At 63.8% G+C, this 21,473-nt stretch carries 17 protein-coding genes; 11 read left to right on the top strand and 6 right to left on the bottom strand.

The window, feature by feature from the left end:
- Nucleotides 1–311: 311 nt before the first annotated feature.
- On the bottom strand, nucleotides 312–1,520 hold the full coding sequence (locus D9X30_RS29070) for a phosphatidylserine decarboxylase family protein (protein WP_153950030.1): 1,209 nt from the start codon (nucleotides 1,518–1,520) through the stop codon (nucleotides 312–314).
- Nucleotides 1,521–1,688: 168 nt separating this feature from the next.
- The gene (locus tag D9X30_RS29065) at nucleotides 1,689–2,828 is read right to left on the bottom strand and encodes a citrate/2-methylcitrate synthase (protein ID WP_153950031.1); all 1,140 of its coding nucleotides are present in this window, start codon (nucleotides 2,826–2,828) and stop codon (nucleotides 1,689–1,691) included.
- 118 nt (nucleotides 2,829–2,946) lie between these two features.
- Here D9X30_RS29065 and D9X30_RS29060 point away from each other — a divergent pair, with 118 nt between their 5' ends.
- The 4 genes from D9X30_RS29060 to D9X30_RS29045 all read left to right on the top strand — a co-directional run bounded on the left by D9X30_RS29060 (nucleotide 2,947) and on the right by D9X30_RS29045 (nucleotide 6,517).
- Nucleotides 2,947–3,900: a 2-hydroxyacid dehydrogenase gene (locus D9X30_RS29060; protein ID WP_153950032.1), complete on the top strand. Its 954-nt coding sequence runs from the start codon at nucleotides 2,947–2,949 to the stop codon at nucleotides 3,898–3,900.
- Nucleotides 3,901–3,933: 33 nt separating this feature from the next.
- Nucleotides 3,934–4,611, top strand: a complete 678-nt coding sequence (locus tag D9X30_RS29055) for a fumarylacetoacetate hydrolase family protein (protein ID WP_153950033.1) — start codon at nucleotides 3,934–3,936, stop codon at nucleotides 4,609–4,611.
- A gap of 72 nt (nucleotides 4,612–4,683) precedes the next feature.
- Complete coding sequence (locus D9X30_RS29050) at nucleotides 4,684–5,442, top strand: SDR family oxidoreductase (protein ID WP_153950034.1); 759 nt, start codon at nucleotides 4,684–4,686, stop codon at nucleotides 5,440–5,442.
- Nucleotides 5,443–5,527: 85 nt separating this feature from the next.
- The gene (locus D9X30_RS29045; protein WP_153950035.1) at nucleotides 5,528–6,517 is read left to right on the top strand and encodes a Bug family tripartite tricarboxylate transporter substrate binding protein; all 990 of its coding nucleotides are present in this window, start codon (nucleotides 5,528–5,530) and stop codon (nucleotides 6,515–6,517) included.
- A gap of 69 nt (nucleotides 6,518–6,586) precedes the next feature.
- On the opposite strand, the gene D9X30_RS29040 is transcribed toward D9X30_RS29045, so the two are convergent.
- Nucleotides 6,587–7,510: a LysR family transcriptional regulator gene (locus D9X30_RS29040; RefSeq protein ID WP_153950036.1), complete on the bottom strand. Its 924-nt coding sequence runs from the start codon at nucleotides 7,508–7,510 to the stop codon at nucleotides 6,587–6,589.
- Nucleotides 7,511–7,643: 133 nt separating this feature from the next.
- On the opposite strand from D9X30_RS29040, the gene D9X30_RS29035 reads away from it, so the two are divergent.
- The 7 genes from D9X30_RS29035 (at nucleotide 7,644) to D9X30_RS29005 (ending at nucleotide 16,381) form a co-directional block, all read left to right on the top strand.
- On the top strand, nucleotides 7,644–8,732 hold the full coding sequence (locus D9X30_RS29035; RefSeq protein ID WP_153950037.1) for a tartrate dehydrogenase: 1,089 nt from the start codon (nucleotides 7,644–7,646) through the stop codon (nucleotides 8,730–8,732).
- 218 nt (nucleotides 8,733–8,950) lie between these two features.
- On the top strand, nucleotides 8,951–10,324 hold the full coding sequence (locus D9X30_RS29030) for a dicarboxylate/amino acid:cation symporter (RefSeq protein ID WP_153950038.1): 1,374 nt from the start codon (nucleotides 8,951–8,953) through the stop codon (nucleotides 10,322–10,324).
- A gap of 15 nt (nucleotides 10,325–10,339) precedes the next feature.
- Nucleotides 10,340–11,614: a glycerate kinase type-2 family protein gene (locus D9X30_RS29025; RefSeq protein ID WP_228771108.1), complete on the top strand. Its 1,275-nt coding sequence runs from the start codon at nucleotides 10,340–10,342 to the stop codon at nucleotides 11,612–11,614.
- Nucleotides 11,615–11,627: 13 nt separating this feature from the next.
- The gene (gene pyk, locus D9X30_RS29020) at nucleotides 11,628–13,046 is read left to right on the top strand and encodes a pyruvate kinase (protein WP_153950039.1); all 1,419 of its coding nucleotides are present in this window, start codon (nucleotides 11,628–11,630) and stop codon (nucleotides 13,044–13,046) included.
- Nucleotides 13,047–13,073: 27 nt separating this feature from the next.
- Nucleotides 13,074–14,360, top strand: a complete 1,287-nt coding sequence (eno, locus tag D9X30_RS29015) for a phosphopyruvate hydratase (RefSeq protein ID WP_153950040.1) — start codon at nucleotides 13,074–13,076, stop codon at nucleotides 14,358–14,360.
- A gap of 42 nt (nucleotides 14,361–14,402) precedes the next feature.
- Nucleotides 14,403–15,395 (top strand): tripartite tricarboxylate transporter substrate binding protein, encoded by a 993-nt coding sequence (locus tag D9X30_RS29010; RefSeq protein WP_153950041.1) that lies wholly within the window; start codon nucleotides 14,403–14,405, stop codon nucleotides 15,393–15,395.
- A gap of 455 nt (nucleotides 15,396–15,850) precedes the next feature.
- Complete coding sequence (locus D9X30_RS29005; protein WP_153950042.1) at nucleotides 15,851–16,381, top strand: DUF2726 domain-containing protein; 531 nt, start codon at nucleotides 15,851–15,853, stop codon at nucleotides 16,379–16,381.
- 562 nt (nucleotides 16,382–16,943) lie between these two features.
- Here D9X30_RS29005 and D9X30_RS29000 read toward each other — a convergent pair.
- Genes D9X30_RS29000 through D9X30_RS28990 form a run of 3 tightly spaced genes read right to left on the bottom strand, consistent with a single transcriptional unit; the run spans nucleotide 16,944 to nucleotide 21,445 of the window.
- Complete coding sequence (locus tag D9X30_RS29000) at nucleotides 16,944–17,732, bottom strand: hypothetical protein (RefSeq protein ID WP_153950043.1); 789 nt, start codon at nucleotides 17,730–17,732, stop codon at nucleotides 16,944–16,946.
- A gap of 12 nt (nucleotides 17,733–17,744) precedes the next feature.
- Entirely contained in the window at nucleotides 17,745–20,051 is a 2,307-nt protein-coding gene (locus tag D9X30_RS28995; protein WP_153950044.1) for an NADP-dependent malic enzyme, read from the bottom strand.
- Nucleotides 20,052–20,098: 47 nt separating this feature from the next.
- Entirely contained in the window at nucleotides 20,099–21,445 is a 1,347-nt protein-coding gene (locus tag D9X30_RS28990; RefSeq protein ID WP_249641118.1) for a dicarboxylate/amino acid:cation symporter, read from the bottom strand.
- Nucleotides 21,446–21,473 lie beyond the last annotated feature (28 nt).

Below are 21,473 nucleotides of genomic sequence, written 5' to 3'. Positions count from 1 at the left end.
TAAGCAGTTATCTCGCGTCAGAGCAGGGGCAGTCATCTCCGAGATGCGCGCAACCGGCTGAATTGGATCGCAAGCCCTATCGACTGTATCCGCGCATCGATAATTGAATGGCGCCTTCTTGGTTCGTTGCTGACGGTCGCGATCCGACACCCCAATGGCGCCTTAGGGTCGCGAGCCGCCAACTGAGCCAGGCCAGCCTGTGATCGTGGGCCGACGGCCGGGACCGGCCAGTAGCTGCCATTGAGTGTTCCAATTCCAGCGCCCGGTTTCCATCCCAAGACGGTCCTTGACCATCGAATGGCTTTTCGAGCCTATCGCAACTTCGCAAGGGACGCATTGACGCGAACCACTTCGCCTGAACCGGGAGCATGGTGCAAATCAAAACCCAATTCGGCTCCTGTCACCAGGCACCAGGTCGAGCCCCCGTACTGAAAATGGCCAAGTTCCTGGCCCTTCTCCACTCGCTGACCTTCCTCGACCGCGATGACGCACGACGAAACCTCGGCCATGCCGACGAACAGGCACGCCACTTGGCCCAGCACGGCGTCACCATGGTCAATGACAATCACCGCCCGGGTTGCCACCGCAGTGGTATAGCCCTGCGAATCATTTAACCCTTCGGGGTCTTCGCCTACGCCTTCCATGCATGAATAGTAAGTACCCGGCACGAGATACGCATGAACAACCGTGCCGGATACCGGCGCATGCCACCGGTGATAGTTGAAGGCACTTAGGAACGCCTGGTAGACGGTTCCACCGGTGAAGTGGTCCACGAGAGCCTGGTCACGATGGCCGAACATGTCGCCGAGGGAGTAAGGCTGGGATTTCATCCAGAATTTATCGGTTGCCGTCGCTCCAACCGAAAAGTGGTAAGGGGTAGATTCGCAAGCATTCACGATGAACCGATCGTCATCGGGCGAAGCCACCGGCCGTGCTGCGTCACGGAACTTGCGAGTAAAGAACGTATTCCACGACGGAAAACCGCCATAGGGTTCGGCCGGCGCCCAACAATACTCCTGCAAGCCAAGCTTCTCGATGGCGGCATCGCTCAGCCAGCCATTCTTCTCGGCATTCAGGTGCGTACGAGATTCGGGACCGGAAAGAAAGCGCGACCACGCATTCAACAGCGCACGCATATGGACGTTCACTTCGGGCCGACGAAAGAAGGCATATCCGGACGGCATGCACATCAACCAGTCCAGTACCGCATTCAGCGGACAAACGACCATGCTTTGCTCGCTGAACGGCGGCGCGTAGGTTAGTAGATAGTCCACCACGCGTAGTAACTCGTCGCGATTGCGGTATCCAAGTGTGCGACCTTCGTCAACGGCCTCTGCGATCGCGCGCTCGAGTTCCATGCGCGGCACCGGATTGGTTTCCAGGAACCGCTGAAAGGACACCGTTTCGGGATGCCAGCGCGTGTGACGGGCCATGGCAGTAGCCGCCACAATCCGTCGAAAGTCTTCGATCTCCTTCTCTTCTTTTGGCAGCCAGTCGCCAAGTCGTTCGCTTTTTGCCATATCGATCGCCGTGATGCCTGCAGTGCTGCCCAGTCTGGTCCGTCGAAACGGCTGCGGCTATCAGCGTTCTTCCTACGCGGTCATGCAGGGTGTCTAGCACCCTGTGATATCGAGCCTATAAACCGCCCAAGGAAATTCGAAGAGGGGCGGTTTAAAGCACGTCCGGCCTCACATATCAGGCCTCGCACCGACATAGCGGCCCCTCGGGCGAATGACCTGCCCAACCCCCAGCTGCTCCAGGCTGTGCGCCAGGAGCCCAATGCTGCGTGCCGTGGCAAACATGGCGAACGCGGCGTCGTCGCGCAGTGCGCAATGGGTCACCAGTGTCGCCAGCGCCACATCGATATTGGGCTGCAATCCCGTGAGCCGCGTCGCCTGTTCGATAAACCGGGCAATACCCGGCGGCGGTGCGAACCGGCTCAGCAGCGCCACGGCACGCGGGTCGCCGTCGGGGTAGAGATGGTGACCGAAGCCTGGGAGCGGCTGACCGGTAGACAGGTACTGCGTGATGACCTGGTCTTCGCCCTGCCGCTCGACTTCGCTGAATAGCGCCTTGACGCGCCCCGAGGCGTCGCCGTGCAGCGGCCCCGACAGCGTGGACAGCCCCGAGAGCAGGCAGGCTGGCAACGACGCGCCGTTCGACGCCGCGATGCGCGCGGCAAATGCCGAACTGGTCAGTTCGTGATCGACCAGTAGCACCATGGCCACACGTAGCAGTTCCGCCACGTTTGGCCCCTGACCCCAGCCCTGTGCGAAGCGTTCGTGCAGCGGTGCCTGCCCCGGCTGCGCGCCGAATGCGTTGGCCAGCAGCCCCACCAACGCCTGACCTTCCCCATGCAGCACGCGCGTCATGCGGCCATGTGTGGAATGGCCGGTGGCGGCCAGTTCGGCCAATGCCATGAACGCCGCCACACGCCCCGGCTTGTCGATCCGCACGGACGACGACAGATCCACCGCCTGCGCCGAATCCCACAGCAAGCGCGCCGCGTCTTCCAGCGTGGCCGTGTCGGCCAGCGCCACGGCGTCGCGCCCCCGGAAGTAGAGCCGCTCGCGCACGAACGTCGAGATCGACGTGGGGATGCTGGGCTCGGCACCAAACAGCGTGTTGGTGGCCAGCGTCTCGTGCTTGCGGCCGGCCTGCTTGCGCCTGGCCAGCGTCGCCACATCCTCGGCCCGATACAGGCTGCGGCGGGTATCCGCCGGGTCCGACGTCACCTCGATCTTGCCCCGGCTCACGTACGCATAGACCGTCTGCGGCCGCACGCCAAGGCGCGAGCACGCTTCGTCCATCGATATCCAGGCTCCCATCTGCACTCCTGCACGCCCTGCGGCATCTTATTTATGTTGATTTTATATATCAATATTGCGTACTGAATCAACATTTAACTACCATGAGTTCCACATTCCAGCCGACAACGGACCGCTCATGAAGCCTCAGATCCTGCAACTGAATCCCATCTTGATTCCCGCCGCCAATGACGAACTGGCTTCGCTGTACCAGGTACACAAGCTGTTCGAGATCGACGACCAGGATGCCTGGTTCGCGCAGCACGGCCCGTCGATCCAGGCTGTCATCACGGGCGGTCACACCGGCATTTCGCACGCGATGCTGGAACGCCTGCCGGCCCTGAAGGTGGTGGCCGTCAACGGCGTGGGTACCGACGCGGTCGATCTGGCCTATTGCCGTGAGCGCAAGCTGCCGGTCACCGCCACCATCGGCGCCCTGACCGAAGACGTGGCCGACCTGGCGATCGGCCTGCTGATTGCCACCTGCCGCAACATCGCCGCGGGCGACCGCTTTGTCCGCGATGGCCAATGGGAACGCTTTCCGCAGCCGTCGGCCATCCCGCTGGCACGCCGCTTCAGCGGCATGCGGGTGGGCATCGTCGGCATGGGCCGCGTAGGCCGCGCGGTAGCCACGCGGGCCGCGGCGTTCGGGTGCCCGATCCGCTACACGGATTTGCGCGCCATGGACGACCTGCCGCACGAATTCGTCCCCAACCTGGTTGATTTGGCACGCCACAGCGACGCCCTGGTGCTGTGCGCCGCGGCCGACAAGGCCGAAGGTATCGTCAATGCCGCCGTGCTCGACGCGCTGGGGCCGCGCGGCTTCCTGGTCAACGTGGCCCGAGGGCGTCTGGTCAATGAAGACGACCTGGCACAGGCGATCGAGGCCGGCCGCATTGCGGGCGCGGGCCTGGATGTCTTCGTGGACGAACCGCGCGTGCCACTAGCGCTGCGCCGGTCCGACCGCACCACGCTGCAGGCCCACCGCGCCAGCGCCACATGGGAAACTCGCGCCGCGATGATCCGCATGGTGCTCGACAGCGTGGCCGACGGCCTGGCGGGCAAGCGCCCCGCCGCGAGCCTGACCACCTGATACGGCCCGACGGATCCCAACTGGAGCGCGAAGATGGAATTCGTCCTGCCCGCACCGGCGCCCTGCGCCCTGGCCGTGGCCAATAGCAATGCGCATTTCCCGGTCGGCCGGGTGTTCTGCATCGGGCGCAACTACCGCTGGACCGCGAACGAGCTGGCCCCGGCCGACATGCCCGCCTGGTTCATGAAGCCGTTCACCGCCGTGGCGCCCGCGACCGGCACGCTGCCCTACCCGCCCGGCACCGACGATTTCTGCCATGAAGTGGAGCTGGTGGTGGCCATCGGCCGCGATGGGCGCGATATCGACCCCGCGCACGCCGAATCGCATATCTGGGGCTATGCCGTCGGCCTCGACATGACGCGCCGCGACCTGCAGCAGCAGGCCAAGCGTGCCGGAGGCCCCTGGGAGCCGGCAAATGCCTTCGACCATTCGGCACCGTGCAGTCCGATCGTTCCGGCTGCCACGGTCGGTCATCCGCGCGATGCCGAGATCCGGCTGGCGATCAACGGCGCGCAGCGCCAGCGCGCCACGCTGGCCGACCTGATCTGGCCCGTGGCAGACCTGATTGCCATGTTGTCGCGCTCGGTAACGCTGCGTGCCGGCGACCTGATATTCACTGGCACGCCCGCTGGCGTCGGCCCGCTGCAGCGCGGCGATGTCGTCGACGCCAGCGTGGGGGGCATCGGCCACATCTCGCTGACGGTCACGTAGCGCCGGCGGCGGCTGCCTGCCCGGACGAACAAGAACGGACACAGACCTCGCATAACGCATTTGGAGACCGTAATGCACCCTTCCCGACGAATCGCGCTAGTCACCGGCGCCGGCAGCGGCGTCGGCCGGCTGACCGCGCTGGCCCTGCTGGACGATGGCTGGACTGTCGTGCTGGCCGGCCGCCGTGCCGACCCGCTGCAAACACTGGCGGCCGATGCCGCCGCGCGCGGCCAGACGGCGCTGGCTGTCCCGAGCGATGTCACCGACCCCGCCAGCGTGCAGGCGCTGTTCGACACCATCGAGCAGGCGTTCGGCCGCATCGACCTGATATTCAACAACGCCGGCGTCAACGCGCCGGCCGTACCGATGGACGAACTGCCATTGGACAAGTGGTTCAACGTGGTGAACACCAACGTGACCGGCGTGTTCCTGTGCGCGCGGGCCGCCTTCGGCCTGATGCGCCGGCAGTCCCCCCAGGGCGGGCGGATCATCAACAACGGCTCGGTGTCGTCGCAAACGCCGCGCCCATTCACCGCACCCTACACGGCCAGCAAGCACGCAGTCAGCGGCCTGACCAAGGCGCTGGCGCTCGATGGCCGTGCCTTCAACATCGCGGCGGGCCAGATCGACATCGGCAATGCCCTGACCGAACTGTCCGAACGCATGACGCGGGGCGTGCTGCAGGCCAATGGCGCCACCGCACCGGAGCCGATGATGGACGCGCGCCACGTGGCCAATGCCGTGCGGCACATGGCATCGCTGCCGCTGGACGCCAACGTATTGAACATGACGGTCATGGCCAGCGCCATGCCGTTCGTCGGCCGCGGCTGACACCCGACCGCGCCCCCGGAGCCTCGCATCCCGGCGGCACCACCCAGAGTTGACTCAAGTTGACCGATTTCCCAAAGGAGACCCCATGCAGTTCACCACACGAAAGCTCGTCGCCCTGGCCGGCACCCTGGCTTGCAGCGCCGCGTTGCTGGCGGCACCGGGCGCCGCCTCGGCTCAGAATTATCCGACCCGTCCGGTCACGATCATCGTCCCGGCGCCGGCCGGCGGCGGCATCGACCTGATTGCACGCGTGGTTGGCGAAAAGCTCTCGGTCAAGCTCGGCCAACCGTTTATCGTCGAGAACCGCCCGGGCGCCTCGAACAACCTCGGCACGGCCGTGTTGGCCAACGCCAAGCCCGACGGCTATACGGTCGGCATCGTCGGCGGCAGCCATAACATCAACAAGTTCCTGTTCAAGAACCTCGGCTGGGACCCCGAAAAGAGCTTCGAGCCCATCGTGTACACGCACGAGATTCCGCTGGTGTTCGCGGCTTATCCCAAGCTGCCCGTGAAGACCGTGCCCGAACTGGTGACGTGGATGAAGGCCAATCCGGCCGAAGCCAAGGTGGCCACCTCGGGCCGCGGCAGCGCGCAGGAAATGGCCGCCGAGATGTTCCGCATGGTCAGTGGCGCGCCGGTGCTGCTGGTGCCGTACAAAGGCTCGTCCGCAGCCCACCCCGACCTGATCGCCGGCCGCACGGCGCTCTATATCGACACCATCAGCGCCATCCAGGAACAGGTGAAGTCCGGCAACGTCCGCGCGCTTGCCGTATCCACCCGCAAACGCTCGAAGGCGCTGCCAAACGTACCAACCGCCGACGAACAGGGCCTGAAGGGCTACGACGCCAGCACCAATGGCGGGTTCCTGGCCCCGGCCGGCACGCCCAAGGCCATCGTGGCCAGGCTCAATGCCGAGATCAACGCCGCGCTAAAGCTGCCGGAAGTGCGCGCCAAGCTGGAGACGGCTGGCATCGAAATCCAGGGCGGCACCCCGCAGGAGTACGCCGCCGTCATCAGGTCGGACCTGGCGAAGTGGGGCAAGGTGGTCAAGGAGGCCAATATCCAGGCCGAATGATCCCAAGGCATGCGCGGACGACAACTGGCGGGCTGATGGTCTTTCGGCAACGCCTAGGACATTGATTCGCTACCGGCCAAAGGCTGCGAATCTTTCCGCAAGGAAATCCACGAACAGACGGATGCGCGACGACAGTTGGTGCCGCTGCTGGTACACCGCGTAGATATTGGCCTCGGGCGTCGCAAACTGGGGCAGCACCTGTACCAGCCGGCCGCTGCGCAGGTATCGGTCGACATCCCATTCGGCGCGCAGCACGATGCCGTGCCCTTCCAGCGCCCAGTTCACGGCGATCTCGCCGTCGTTGGTCGTCAGGTTGCCCCGTACGTGGACCGATTCGGTGCGCACCTTCGCCCCCTTGACCGGCGCCAGCCGCCATACCCCGTAGGCGTCGCTGCCCTGCCGGATGCCGATGCAGTTGTGGCGCGGCAGATCGCCCGGTGTCTGCGGCGTGCCGTGCTCGCGCAGATAGCGTGGCGACGCACACAGCAGCCGGCGGTTCGGCGCCAGCAGCCGTGCCACGATGCGCGCGTCGGGCGGCTCGCCGAAACGCACGCAGACATCGAAGGCATCCTCGGTCAGCGGCGGCGGATCGGCCGACAGCTGCAGCTGGACATCCACGTCCGGGTACATGCGGCTGTACTCGGAAATCACCGGCGCCACGTGCATGCGGCCGAAGCCCAGCGTCGCATTCACGCGCAGCAGGCCGCTGGGCCGGCCCCGGGCGCTGGTCAGCAGCTGTTCCAAATCATCCAGTTCGCCCAGGATGCGGCGTGCGTGTTCCAGCAGGACCTCGCCTTCGGGGGTCAGGCTCATGCGCCGTGTGGTGCGCGTGACCAGCGGCGTGCCGATGCGGGTTTCCATCTGCCCCAGCCGCTTGCTGACCGCCGCCGTGGTGATGCCCAGATCCCGCGCCGCCGCGCTAAGACTGCCCGCCGTGGCCAGGGCCGTAAAGAAACCCAGTTCCGCCGGCTGGATCGCGCTACTGGAGGCCATCCCTCACCTTTAACCTGAAAGTTAAGAATGGTTTAACTTTAGTGCCGATCCAAAACTTCGTCCACCGTCCAGAATTCGTCCAACGCTCAACGCAGCGGCGAAGCAGATTCCCAGACCAGACAGGAGACGCAAGATGAAGACCTACAAGATCGCAACCATCCCGGGCGACGGCATCGGCAAGGAAGTGGTACCGGCAGGCCGCGAAGTCATGGAAGCCCTGGCAGCCACTGGCGCCGGCTTCCGCTTCGAGTTCGAGAACTTCGACTGGGGCGGCGACTACTACCGCCAGCACGGCGTGATGATGCCCGCCAACGGCCTCGACGCGCTGCGCGACAAGGACGCGATCCTGTTCGGCTCGGCCGGCGACAACCAGATTTCCGACCACATCACGCTCTGGGGCCTGCGCCTGAAGATCTGCCAGGGCTTCGACCAGTACGCCAATGTGCGCCCGACGCGTATCCTGCCCGGCATCGATGGCCCGCTCAAGCGCTGCGCGCCCGAAGACCTGAACTGGGTGATCGTTCGCGAGAACTCCGAAGGCGAATACTCGGGCGTGGGCGGCCGCGTGCACCAGGGCCATCCGATCGAGGTCGCCACCGATGTGTCGATGATGACCCGCGTGGGCGTGGAGCGCATCCTGCGCTTTGCCTTCAAGCTTGCACAGTCGCGGCCGCGCAAGCTCCTGACCGTCATTACCAAGTCCAACGCCCAGCGCCATGCCATGGTGATGTGGGACGAGGTGGCCGTGCAGGTGGCAAAGGACTTCCCCGATGTCGCGTGGGACAAGGAACTGGTCGATGCCGCCACCGCGCGCATGGTGAACCGTCCGCAGACGCTGGACACCATCGTCGCCACAAACCTGCACGCCGACATCCTGAGCGACCTGGCCGCCGCATTGGCCGGCAGCCTGGGCATCGCCCCGACCGGCAATATCGACCCGGAACGCCGCTATCCGTCGATGTTCGAGCCGATCCACGGCTCAGCCTTCGACATCATGGGCAAGGGCCTCGCCAACCCGGTGGGTACCTTCTGGTCCGTCGTCATGCTGCTGGAGCACCTCGGCGAAAACGAAGCTGCCCAGCGCGTGATGGCCGCCATCGAAGCCGTGACGGCCAACCCGGCCCTGCACACGGGCGACCTGGGCGGCAAGGCAAACACCGTCGACGTCACCAAGGCCGTGTGCGACTTCCTGGCCGACAACAAGCAGGCCAAGGCCGCCTGATTGTCCGACTCCCCTCTCCTGATTGCGGGAGAGGGGCCGGGGGAAAGGGTGTGGCCCCTCGATAGCCACCGTAGCGTCCAGAGAGGCTTGCCCTCTCCCCCAACCCCTCTCCCGCGGGCGGGAGAGGGGACCCCACGCCCCCAAACCCTGCAGTCCCAGACAACGGCCACCAGAGCCCCGACTGCAGGCGAATCACCTCGAATCAGCAGGAGACAGCCATGATTCAAAGGCTATTGGGCAACCTGTATGTGCAGGTATTGCTCGGCGTATCGGCCGGCATTGCGCTCGGCGTGTTCTACCCGGACTTCGGCAGCAGCCTCAAGCCATTCGGCGACGTGTTCATCAAGCTCATCAAGATGGTCTTCGCGCCGATCATCTTCGCCACCGTGGTGCTGGGCATCGCGCGCATGGAGAACATGAAGGAACTGGGCCGCGTCGGCGTGCGCGCCCTGCTCTATTTCGAAGTACTGTCCACGTTCGCCCTGGCCCTTGGCCTGATCGTCGTGAACGTGGTGCAGCCCGGTGCGGGCATGAACGTCGACCCCGCGCACCTCGACGCCAAGGCCATCGCCACCTACACCCACGCTGCGGAGAAACCCCACTCCTTCATCGATTTCCTGATGAACATGGTACCCACCAGCGTGATCGACGCGCTGGCCCGCAACGACATCCTCCAGATCCTGGTCTTCGCCACGCTGTTCGGCATCGCGCTATCGCATATCGGGCCACGTGCACGGCCCGTGGTCGACTTCCTCGACTCGTTTACGCACGGCATCTTCTCGGTGGTCGGCATGATCATGCGCCTGGCCCCTCTGGCGGCCTTCGGCGCCATGGCCTTCACGGTTGGCAAGTACGGCCTGGGCTCGGTGGTGTCGCTGGGCAAGCTGATGGGCACCATGTACCTCACGTGCCTGTTGTTCGTGGTCATCGTGCTTGGCGGCGTGGCGCGCATGGCGGGCTTCAGCCTCTGGAAATTCCTGCGCTATATCTGCGACGAACTGTTCACGGTGCTTGGCACCAGCTCTTCGGAATCGGTGGTGCCGCAGCTGATGCGCAAGCTCGAGAACGCGGGCGTGTCAAAGCCGGTGGTGGGCCTGGTGGTGCCGTCCGGCCTCACGTTCAACCCCGACGGCCAGTGCATCTACTACACGATGGCAGCCATCTTTATCGCCCAGGCCACCAACACCCCGCTGACGCTGACCGACCAGATCGTGGTACTGGGCGTGCTGTTGCTGACCTCGAAGGGGTCGGCTGGCGTGACCGGCTCCGGCTTCATCACGCTGGCCGCCACGCTGGCGTCGATGGGCAAGATTCCTGTGGCCGGCATGGTGCTGCTGCTGGGTGTCGACCGCTTCATGTCCGAGGCCCGCGCCATCACCAACACGATCGGCAACGCCGTGGGCACGCTGGCAATTGCGCGCTGGGTCGGCGCCATCGACCAGCAGCGGCTCGAAGACGCGCTCGACGGCAAACTGCAGGACGACCCCGAAGTGCTGGCCGATCCGGCGCCGGCTTCCGCACCGGCGTCCGCACCATCGATCGGCACGCACCTGACCCGCGCCGCCGATGCCCACGCCGGCCTGATGCACTGACAGGATGACATCGCCATGGAAACCTCACAGGCCCGTGCGCTGCTGCGCCGCATGTTCGATGCCGCCATCGCCGCCGCGAAACCGTCGCTCACGCTGGCCCACTATCTGCCGGAGCCGCCGCAATCACCCAGGGGCCGCACCATCGTGATCGGTGCCGGCAAGGCATCCGCCGCGATGGCCCAGGCCTTCGAGGCCGCCTGGCCGGGGCCGCTCAAAGGGCTGGTAGTCACGCGCTACGGCTACGCGGTGCCGTGCCAGCGCATCGAGATCGTCGAAGCCGCGCATCCGGTACCCGACACCGCCGGGCACGAGGCTGCACGCCGCATGCTGGAACTGGTCTCGGGGCTGACCGAAGATGACCTCGTGGTCAGCCTGATCTCGGGCGGCGGATCATCGCTGCTGCCACTGCCGCTGGCCGGCGTGTCGCTCGAAGACAAGCAGGCCGTGAATCGCGCGCTGCTGAATTCCGGTGCCACCATCACCGAGATGAACTGCGTGCGCCGGCATCTGTCGGCCATCAAGGGCGGCCGCCTGGCGGCGGCATGCCATCCGGCGCGCATCTGCAACCTGCTGCTGTCCGATGTGCCGGGCGACGACCCGATCGATATTGCGTCGGGGCCGACGGTGGCCGATCCCACCACGCGGCACGATGCGCTGGACATCATCCGCCGCTATGGCTTGGACCTGCCCGCGCACGTCCTGCGCGTGCTGGCGTCCGAGGCGGCCGAAGCCGTCAAACCCGGGGACCCGCGCCTGCCGCGCATCGACACCACGCTGATCGCCACGCCGCGCATGGCGCTGGAAGCGGCCGCGGCGGTGGCGCGCGACGCAGGGCTGTCCGTTCACCTGCTCGGCGATGCCATCGAAGGCGAGGCCCGCGACGTGGGCCTGGTGCTGGGCGGCATCGCGCTCGAAGCGGCCGACCACCGGCTGTTTCCCACGCCCTGCGTGCTGCTGTCCGGCGGCGAGACCACGGTCACCGTGCGTGGCAACGGGCGCGGCGGCCGCAACGTCGAATTCCTGCTGGCGCTGGCCATGACGCTGCGCGGCCACGCCGACATCCATGCACTGGCCGGCGATACCGATGGCGTCGATGGCCAGGAAGAAATCGCCGGCGCCGTCATCGGCCCCGACACGCTGCGGCGCGCTTGGGCCCTCGGCATCCGGCCGCAGGACGCCCTGGCCAACAACGACGGACACGGCTTCTTTGCAGCACTGGGCGATGCCGTCATCACCGGCCCCACCCTCACCAACGTCAACGACTTCCGCGCGATTCTGATCGCGCCCTGATGGGAGCAACACCATGAGACGCCTTCGCAACGCGAAGATCGTGGCCACGCTGGGCCCGGCCAGCACGTCACCCGAGATCATCGATGCCCTGTTCGAAGCCGGCGCCGATGTCTTCCGCCTGAACTTCAGCCACGGCAGCCATGACGACCACCGGCAGCGACTGGACACCATCCGCGCCATCGAACAGCAGCGTGGCCGTCCGATCGGCGTGCTGCTGGACCTGCAGGGCCCGAAGCTGCGCATTGGCACGTTTGCAGATGGTCCGATCCAGTTGACGGCACAAGCACCGTTCCGGCTCGACCTGGACCGCGATACGCCGGGATCGGCCACGCGCGTCAGCCTGCCGCATCCCGAGATCTTCGCCGCGCTGCGCGAAGGCGCGGAGCTGCTGCTGGACGACGGCAAGATCCGCCTGCGCGTGGACCGCTGCGGCGCCGAGTTCGCGGAGACCACGGTCATCAACGGCGGGCCGCTGTCCGACCGCAAGGGCGTCAATGTGCCCGGTGTGGTCCTGCCGCTGTCGGCGATGACCGAAAAAGACCGCCGCGACCTGGATTTCGGCCTGACGCTGGGCGTGGACTGGATTGCCCTGTCGTTCGTGCAACGCGCCGAGGACATCCAGGAGATCAAGGCCATCGTGCAGGGCCGCGCGGGCATCGTCGCCAAGCTGGAGAAGCCCGCCGCCATCCAGAGCCTGGAAGCCATCGTTGCCGAGGCCGACGCCGTGATGGTGGCGCGCGGCGACCTGGGCGTGGAGATGCCGGCCGAACAGGTGCCTTCGCTGCAGAAGCAGATCGTGCGTGCCTGCCGCAAGGCCGGCAAGCCGGTGATCGTCGCCACGCAGATGCTGGAATCGATGATCGCCGCGCCGGTGCCCACGCGCGCCGAGGCCTCCGACGTGGCCACGGCCGTCTACGACGGTGCCGACGCCGTGATGCTTTCCGCCGAATCGGCATCGGGCCGCTATCCGGTGGAGGCCGTAAAGATGATGGACAGCATCATCACGCGCACCGAGTCCGACCCGCTCTATCACGACGCGATCCAGGCGTCTCATACGCCGCCGCGCGCCGAAGCCGCCGATGCCATCGGCCACGCAGTGCGCCATGTGGCGGGGCTGCTCAAGGTGCCGGCCACCGTGGCCTACACCAGCTCGGGCTACTCCGCGCTGCGCATGGCGCGCGAACGCCCCGAGGTGCCGATCCTCGGCATGACGCCGCGCATGGCAACCGCGCGCCGGCTGGCGCTGGCCTGGGGCGTCCATGCGGTGCTATGCCATGAAGTGGTCGATGTGCTGGAGATGACCGAGCTGGCCAGCCGCACCGTGCTCAAGGAGCGTTTTGGCGAGCGCGGCCAGTCCATCGTGATCTCCGCCGGCCTGCCGTTCGCGGTGGCCGGCACCACCAATCTGCTGCGCATCGCGCAGGTGCAGTAACGGCAACCAGGCAACGAGGCCAATCCCATGTCAGTGATACAGGAAGTGCGCGGCTACGAGGTGCTCGATTCGCGCGGCAATCCCACCGTGGCGGCGCAGGTGCTGCTGGCCGATGGCAGCGAAGGGTTCGCGGCTGCGCCGTCGGGCGCCTCCACCGGCTCGCGCGAGGCCATCGAGCTGCGCGATGGCGATCCCCATCGCTACGCCGGCAAGGGCGTGCGCCGCGCCGTGGGCCATATCAATGTCGATATCGCCCGCACGCTGGCCGGCATGCCCGTCGCCGACCAGGCCGAGATCGACCAGTGCCTGATCCGGCTCGATGGCACCGCCGACAAATCGCGCCTGGGCGCCAACGCGCTGCTGGCCGTGTCGCTTGCCACGGCGCGGGCGGCCGCCGCATCGGCGGGCGTGCCGCTGTACCGGGCCATCGGCACGGGTAACCAGGACCTGCGCCTGCCCATGCCGATGATGAACATCATCAATGGCGGTGCGCATGCCGACAACAGCGTGGACATGCAGGAATTCATGATCCTGCCCGTGGGCGCGCCGTCGTTCTCGGAGGCCGTGCGCTGGGGCGCCGAGGTGTTCCACACGCTCAAGTCGCTGCTCAGGCAGCGCGGGTACTCCACGGCCGTAGGCGACGAAGGCGGCTTTGCGCCGGACCTGAAGTCGAACGAGCAGGCGCTCGAAGTCATCATGCAGGCCATCGACGCTGCCGGCTTCTACGCCGGGCGCGATATTGCGCTGGGCCTGGACGTGGCAAGTTCGGAGTTCTACCGCGACGGGAGCTACGTGCTGCAGTCGGAAAACCGCCGGTATGACGCGGCCGGCTTTGTCGACCTGCTGGCCGGCTGGGTCTCGCAGTATCCGATCGTCACCATCGAGGACGGCATGGCCGAAGGCGACTGGGCAGGCTGGAAGCTGCTGACCGGGCGCCTGGGCAAGCAGGTGCAACTGGTGGGTGACGACCTCTTCGTCACGCACACGGCGATCCTCAAGGAAGGCATCGACTGCGGCGTGGCCAACGCGATCCTGATCAAGCCGAACCAGATCGGCACGCTGACCGAGACGCTGGCCGCCATCGACATGGCTCATCGCGCCGGCTATGCGTCGGTGGTCTCACACCGCTCGGGCGAGACCGAAGACACCACCATTGCCGATCTCAGCGTCTGCACCGCCGCCACGCAGATCAAGACCGGCTCGCTGTCGCGCTCCGACCGCGTGGCCAAGTACAACCGCCTGCTCTACATCGAAGCCGAGCTGGGCTGCGCGGCCACGTTCGCGGGTCGCCAGGCGCTCTCCGTATCGATCTGATATCCACGCTTTTTCCAACCACTACAAGAAGAGGAGACAACCATGTGCAACTTCAACCTTCGGACGATGCGCCGGGCCTTCGGCCTGTCGCTGTGCGCCATCGGGCTGGGCAGTGCGTCGATGGCCATGGCGCAGGAATGGCCTGCCAAGCCGATTAGTCTGGTGGTTCCCTTCCCGGCGGGCGGCACCACGGACATCCTGGCCCGCGCACTGGGCGACCAGCTGTCGAAGAACCTCGGCCAGCCGGTGATCGTCGAGAACCGGCCCGGGGCGGGCGCCACGGTGGGCGCCGACTACGTAGCCAAGGCCAAACCCGATGGCTACACGCTGCTGATGGGTGCGGTGCATCACACGATTGCTACCTCGGTGTATCGCAAGCTGCCGTACAGCTTCCAGAAGGACCTGGCGCCGGTGTCGACGCTGGCCATGGTGCCCAACGTGCTGGTCATCAACAGCGCGAAGACGCCCGCGAGGAACGTGGGCGATCTGGTGACGCTGGCGAAGAAGGCGTCGCCCGAGCTGTCGTACGGCTCGAACGGCAACGGCACCGCGCAGCACCTGATCGGCACGCAGTTCCAGGCGGCCACGGGCACCCGGTTGCTGCACGTGCCCTACAAGGGCAGCGGCCCGCTGACCACCGACCTGCTGGGCGGACAGGTCACGATGTCGTTCGACACCCTGACCACGGTGCTGCCGCATATCAAGGCTGGCAAGCTCAAGGCGCTGGCAGTCACCACGGCTAAACGGTCGACTTCCTTGCCTGACGTTCCAACTATGGAGGAAGCAGGTATCAAGGGCTTCGATATAGGTACCTGGTTCGGTGTCCTCGCCCCCGCGGCGACTTCGAAGCCGATAGTCAATCGACTGAACGCGGAGATTGTCAAGATCGTAGGGTCGCCGGACTTCCAGCAACGGATGATTGCTGCGGGCGCAGAGCCAATGTCGAGCACTCCCGAGGCGTTTGCCAAGCGCATTGGCGACGAGACTGTGAAGTTTGCTACCTTGGTGAAGGAAGGTAAAGTGACTATCGAATAGCAGGTGAACGGGGATTGACGGGAGCAGACGCACGCAACTCATGCTCTCGCCTCGACTGTCACCAGTGACAGTCAGTCCCCTAGGCCGAGATCCTGCCCAGCGAGGGCTTGGCAAGCGTCAAGACGATGGATCGATCCAACGGGAGTTCCGTATCGTCACCCCTCTTGGTATTGCTACGACCGGTTGAATCCACAGCCAATAGCCGCCGGTCGACATGCTCGCCTCGATTGCACACAATCCTGAGACAACGCCCGCCATTGCCTTGGGGCAGCGAAGGCCGGCCTCCTGCGAGGATTGCCTCTTCCAGTGCTGTGATCGCTTTGGCAAGTGTGGATGGAACCCTCCGTTTGGGGCATGCGAGGTTATAGTCCTCTCGCCATAATCGGCGGTCGGGCCTCCGGGCACCGATATCGCCAGCTAATGCGGCGCACAGAGCAAAAATATCGAGGGGTCATATGAAGGCATTGTTCGGCCTAGCGTTGTTCATGGCGCTCGTCTTTATCGTGCTAGGCGCGATGAAGACAAAGCGTCGCCGGGACGGGTCTTCGCAGCGCTATCAGTTTTCCCGCAGGGCACCATTCATGCGCGACGACGAAATCTATCTCTACGAACGGTTAGTCATTGCCCTGCGAAACGCGCATGTGTTTCCACAGGTGGCCATGTCGTCTTTCGTGCAGCACAAAGGGAAGGAGTACGGCGCCCGGAGTCTTTTCTCGCAGAAGTACGTCGATTATCTCGTGTGTGAACGCGGGACAATGCGACCGCTGTATGTGATCGAGCTTGACGGCGCTTCGCATGGCAGCGCGCGGGCGAAGAAGCGGGATGGGCAGAAGAATCAGGTGCTGGAATCGGCGGGGATTCCGATCAGGCGGTACACGTCGAAGGACGTAGATTTCAAGGTAATTTTGTTGGATTTTGCATCGGTGGTTAGACCGGAGGAATCGGTTGCGACTTCCAAGAGTCAGAGTGTGGGGAGCGTTATGTAATGGACGGACGCGCCTTGGGCGGTCGGATTCGGCCAAGAACAGTGACTGATATGCTTTGACAGACAAGACGCTCGGACAAGCGCTATGGGCGCGCCGGAGAATAGCATGGCTGATTTCGAAATCGCGGAGATCTTATACGAGAACGGCGCCGTCAAATATCGTTACTCTTGGTACCTCGCTTCCGATGGCAGTCGGTGGATTAGGCACGGCCTATTCGTCGCATACCGTGAAAATGGCACTGTAGTTTCCGAGGGAAACTATGACCGTGGAGTCGAACATGGTCCATGGACGGATTCCCACCCAGGCCGCAGCATTGCAGCGTCAGGTAACTATGATCAGGGAAATGAGGTAGGAACTAGACGTATTGGAACGCGGATGGTCATCCCGAGGCACGCCCGGCTCCTTCCCGCTAAGGGTCGGAAGTCGCCGATGGCGACGGCAACCCCTGCGCAGGTAGACTGAAGACCGAGGCCGGCCAGTTGCGGCCTTTTGAAGATAGTGACCGTAGGTCTGTTCTCACCCTCTAACCGGCCACACTGAGTCGCTAGGGCTCGCATGCAGTTCAAAAACTATCGCTCGAGGTCAATGAAAACCTCACTTTTGCATTCCCCAGTCGAGCCTCAAAATCCCCCCTCCCGCTAACATCGGCGGGTACCGTTAAAGAACCCGTAGTAACTGCTGCCCCTAAGGGCATAACCACGCCTCGCTTACCAAGCGACTCCCACAGGAATCCGAGCGAAAGGAACGGTTTGGTACGATCTTCGCCCTGGAGCCCGACAGCGATGCGCTCTCCGTCTCGCCAAAGTCCAACCTCATCGTCGAACGTGGATTGAGTGACAGGCTGGAGCTCATCGCCGCATATGAGAGCGTGGAAGCCGATGTTGTCTGCGACGAAGCTGGCCTGGCCAACGGACTTGCGATCCGTAAACCGACTGCAAACGACTTCCACGGCCAGCATTGCACAGTCAAGCATGGAAGTATCAAACGGCTCCTCGGCCGGCAACACTTCCCGACCAAATCGGAATACCACCTCCACTTCCATCGTGGCATTTCGGCCGGGCGGGATCTGGATTTCCGCCCCGGACCCAACCACGCGCGAGGGAAGGAGTATTCCAGTTGCTGGGGAGTTTGGGAGCTCCCCACGCAGACCGCGTGGAGATGCCCCCGCGAGCTTCCAGCCAGCAACGCCCTCGCCAAGCTTCTCCACCAAGGCTGCTTGGACAGCGTAGGCTTGCACTAGGTTTTTCGGACGCTCGTCTTCCGGCAGCGCCTTCAGCGCCAAGCCGGTAAGCGATGCCGATGCGAGCCGATGGGCAGCGGCCATAGGTGAAAACGTTTCTTCCATTGTCATATCGCGCCCCTCTTAGACTTTGGAGTGTTCATGATCGCCAGCCTCAGCTACCAGCAGCGCCGTCACATTAACGATCCGTCGCACGGTAGCGGATTCGGTCAATACGTGAACCGGCTTGGCGGCGCCGAGCAGGATGGGGCCAATTGCTACGTTGTTGCCGGCGGCTGCCTTCAGGAAGTTGTATGAAATGTTTGCCGCGTCGATGTTGGGCAAGATGAGTACGTTAGCGTCGCCTTCGAAGCCGAACTCGAAGTTGGTCCTTCGAAGACTCGCATCGAGCGCCACATCAGCGTGCATCTCGCCATCCGCCAATAGGCCGGGCGCCTTTTCCCGCAAGAGCTGGAGGGCGGCCCTCATCTTCTGTGCGGACGGAGAGTCACTTGTGCCGAAGTCTGAGTGGGAGACGAAGGCAATCTTCGGCTCAATGCCAAAACGCCGTACCTGCTCCGCAGCCATGATTGCGATATCCGCAAGTTGCTCTGCGGAAGGGTCAAGGTTTACATGCGTGTCAGCAATGAAAACCTGACGTCCCGGAAGCACCAAACCGGTCAATGCGGCATACACGTTTGCGCCCGGCCGCTTGCCGATGACCTGATCGATGAAATGAAGATGGCGATGAGGGGTGCTAACGGTCCCGCAAATCATGCCGTCCGCCTCACCCTTCTCGACCAGCATGGCGGCAATCAGGGTGGTGCGACGCCGCATCTCCAGGCGGGCCATCTGCTCGCTGATACCCCGGCGCGACATCTTCTTGTAGTACGACTGCCAAAAATCTTTGTACCGTACGTCTTGTTCCGGGTTGACAACGGTGAAGTCGGTGCCAGCGCGAAGTCGCAATCCAAGCTTCTCGATACGGTTTTCGATGACCGCGGGGCGGCCAACCAGGATGGGCATTACAAGCTGTTCATCGACGGCGATCTGTACAGCTCGTAGTACGCGTTCCTCCTCGCCTTCGGCAAACACGACGCGCTTGTGGGTTGCCTCCGCCGCCTTGGCCGCCTGGAACACCGGCTTCATCGCGCTGCCACTGTGATAGACGAATTGCTGGAGGTGTTGACGATACGCCTCCATATCCTCTATTGGGCGCGTGGCGACGCCGGAATCCATCGCGGCTTGCGCGACTGCCGGCGCAATTTTCACAATGAGGCGGGGATCAAAAGGCTTCGGAATCAGATACTCTGGCCCGAAGCTCAGATCCTTGATGCCGTAGGCCGATGAAACAATGTCGCTTTGTTCTTGCCTCGCCAGCTCAGCGATGGCGTTGACCGTCGCGATTTCCATCTCGCGCGTGATCGTCGTCGCGCCCACGTCCAGTGCACCGCGAAAAATGAACGGAAAGCACAGGACATTGTTGACCTGGTTCGGGTAATCAGCGCGGCCCGTTGCGAGGATGGCGTCCGGCCGTACGGCCATCGCAGCCTCCGGCGAGATTTCCGGAGTCGGATTGGCCAGAGCAAAGATGAGCGGCCGTGGGGCCATCACCTTGACCATGTCTTCCTTCAGCACGCCACCGGCCGACAGCCCGAGGAAGATGTCTGCATCGGCAATCACTTCGGAGAGCTTGCGCTGCGAGGTTTCTTGGGCGAAACGCTCCTTGTGAGGATCCATGAGCTCTGCGCGTCCCTTATAAACGACGCCGGCGAGATCGGTCACAAAGATGTTCTCGATCGGCATCCCCATATCGACGAGCAGATCCAGGCACGCTAGCGCGGCCGCACCTGCGCCCGAGGCTACCAGTTTGACTTCAGCCATGTGCTTGCCAATCACGCGCAGCCCATTCGCAATGGCGGCCGCGACAACAATGGCAGTACCGTGTTGATCGTCATGGAACACCGGAATCTTCATGCGCGAGCGACAGCCTTGCTCCACGGTGAAGCAATCCGGAGCCTTGATGTCCTCGAGATTAATGCCGCCAAAGGTAGGCTCGAGCGCGGCGATCACCTCTACCAGCTTCTCGGGATCGCTCTCATTGAGTTCAATGTCGAAGACGTCGATGCCGGCGAATTTCTTGAACAGAACAGCCTTGCCCTCCATTACCGGCTTCGCCGCCAGTGGCCCAATATTCCCCAGTCCGAGTACAGCGGTGCCGTTCGTAACAACGCCAACCAGGTTGCTACGCGCTGTATAGCGCGCCGCATTGAGAGGGTCGGCAACGATCTCCTCGCATGGGTAGGCAACGCCCGGCGAGTAGGCGAGGGACAGATCGCGCTGATTGAGCAACTGCTTGGTGGGCGCGACCGTCAGCTTTCCTGGGGAAGGGAACTGGTGGTAATCAAGCGCTGCTTCGCGCAGGCTAGTGGCGGCGGTCTTTGTGGTCATGTCGGATCCTTGATGTTGCTTTGGCGCGTGCGGTCTTGGCGCGTGCGTTACAAGTCGTATTGATGTGCCCGCGGAGGGATGGCCGGCGGAGGATCGCCGGCATTGGCCTCTTCCGTGACATCATCGTCTTGGTGGCCATTCAAGACTGCCTGGGCCTGCTCCATATCGATAGCGCCCTCCCAGCGAGCAACGGCGATAGTGGCGACGCCATTCCCGATGAGGTTGGTCACGGCGCGTGCCTCGTTGAGGAACCGGTCGATGCCCAGCAGGAGAACCAGCCCAGAAGCGGGAATCTTGTTCATCGAGGCAAGTGTCGCGGCGAGCGCAACAAATCCAGCTCCAGCGACGCCCGCGGATCCCTTGGAGGTCAAGAGGAGAACGCCTAAGACAATCAGTTGATCCCAGATCGAAAGGTCGATGTTCATGGCTTGCGCCACGAAGATCGTTGCCATCGTGAGATAGATGGCTGTTCCGTCAGCATTGAACGTGTAGCCGGTCGGCAGAACCATCCCTACCACGGGCTTGGCGCAGCCGAGTTTCTCGAGCTTGACCAACATCTGCGGAAGCACTGCCTCCGTCGAAGCAGTCCCCAGCGTGACGAATATCTCGTCCTTGATGTACCGCAGAAATTTCCACAGCGAAAGCCCAGAGGCGCGCATGACTGCGCCGAGCGCAAAGACAATAAACGCTGCCGATGTCAGATAGAGGCACAGCATCAGTTCGCCGTAGGAAGCCAGCGTACCGATCCCATACTTCGCGACGGTAAACGCCATGCCGCCGAAGGCGCCAATGGGCGCGACGTGCATGACGATTCGTACGACACCGAACATGGCATGAAGGAACATATCCAGCATGTCGACGAAGGGCGCAGTGCGGGGGCCCAAACGTGCCAACGCGATAGCCAGAAGCATCGAGAAGAAGATGATCGGCAACATCTCCCCGTTGGCGAATGCGCCGACCACCGTGTTCGGCACAATACTCATCAAGAAGTCGAGCAGCGAATGGTGTTCCGCAGCTGTTGTGTAGGCCTTAATCGCGCCACCGTCGAGGTGCGCGGGGTCGATGTTCATGCCGTGACCTGGCTTGAATACATTCACAACGACTAGCCCGATTGCCAGCGCGACTGAGGATGCGATCTCGAAGTAGATGACGGCCTTCATGCCGACCCGACCGGCTTCGTGAATGTCGTTCATCCGGGCGATGCCAACGACAACCGACGCGAAGATGATAGGCGCCAGCAGCATCCGGATGAGCTTGATGAACAGGTCACCAAGCGGCTTCAGTTGCTGGCCGATGTCCGGTGCGAAGTGTCCTAGGAGGATGCCAGCAATAATGCCAATCAGAACTTGGACGTATAGCTTTGAAAGATGCTTCTTAAAGAAGGAAGGCCGCACGGTCTGTCTCCTGCATGTGCGATTCGTA

Source organism: Cupriavidus sp. U2 (genome assembly GCF_009663685.2).
Classification (GTDB): Bacteria; Pseudomonadota; Gammaproteobacteria; order Burkholderiales; family Burkholderiaceae; genus Cupriavidus; species Cupriavidus necator_C.
Note: the sequence above shows the minus strand (reverse complement) of the source record. Positions and strands in the feature narration are given on the sequence as shown.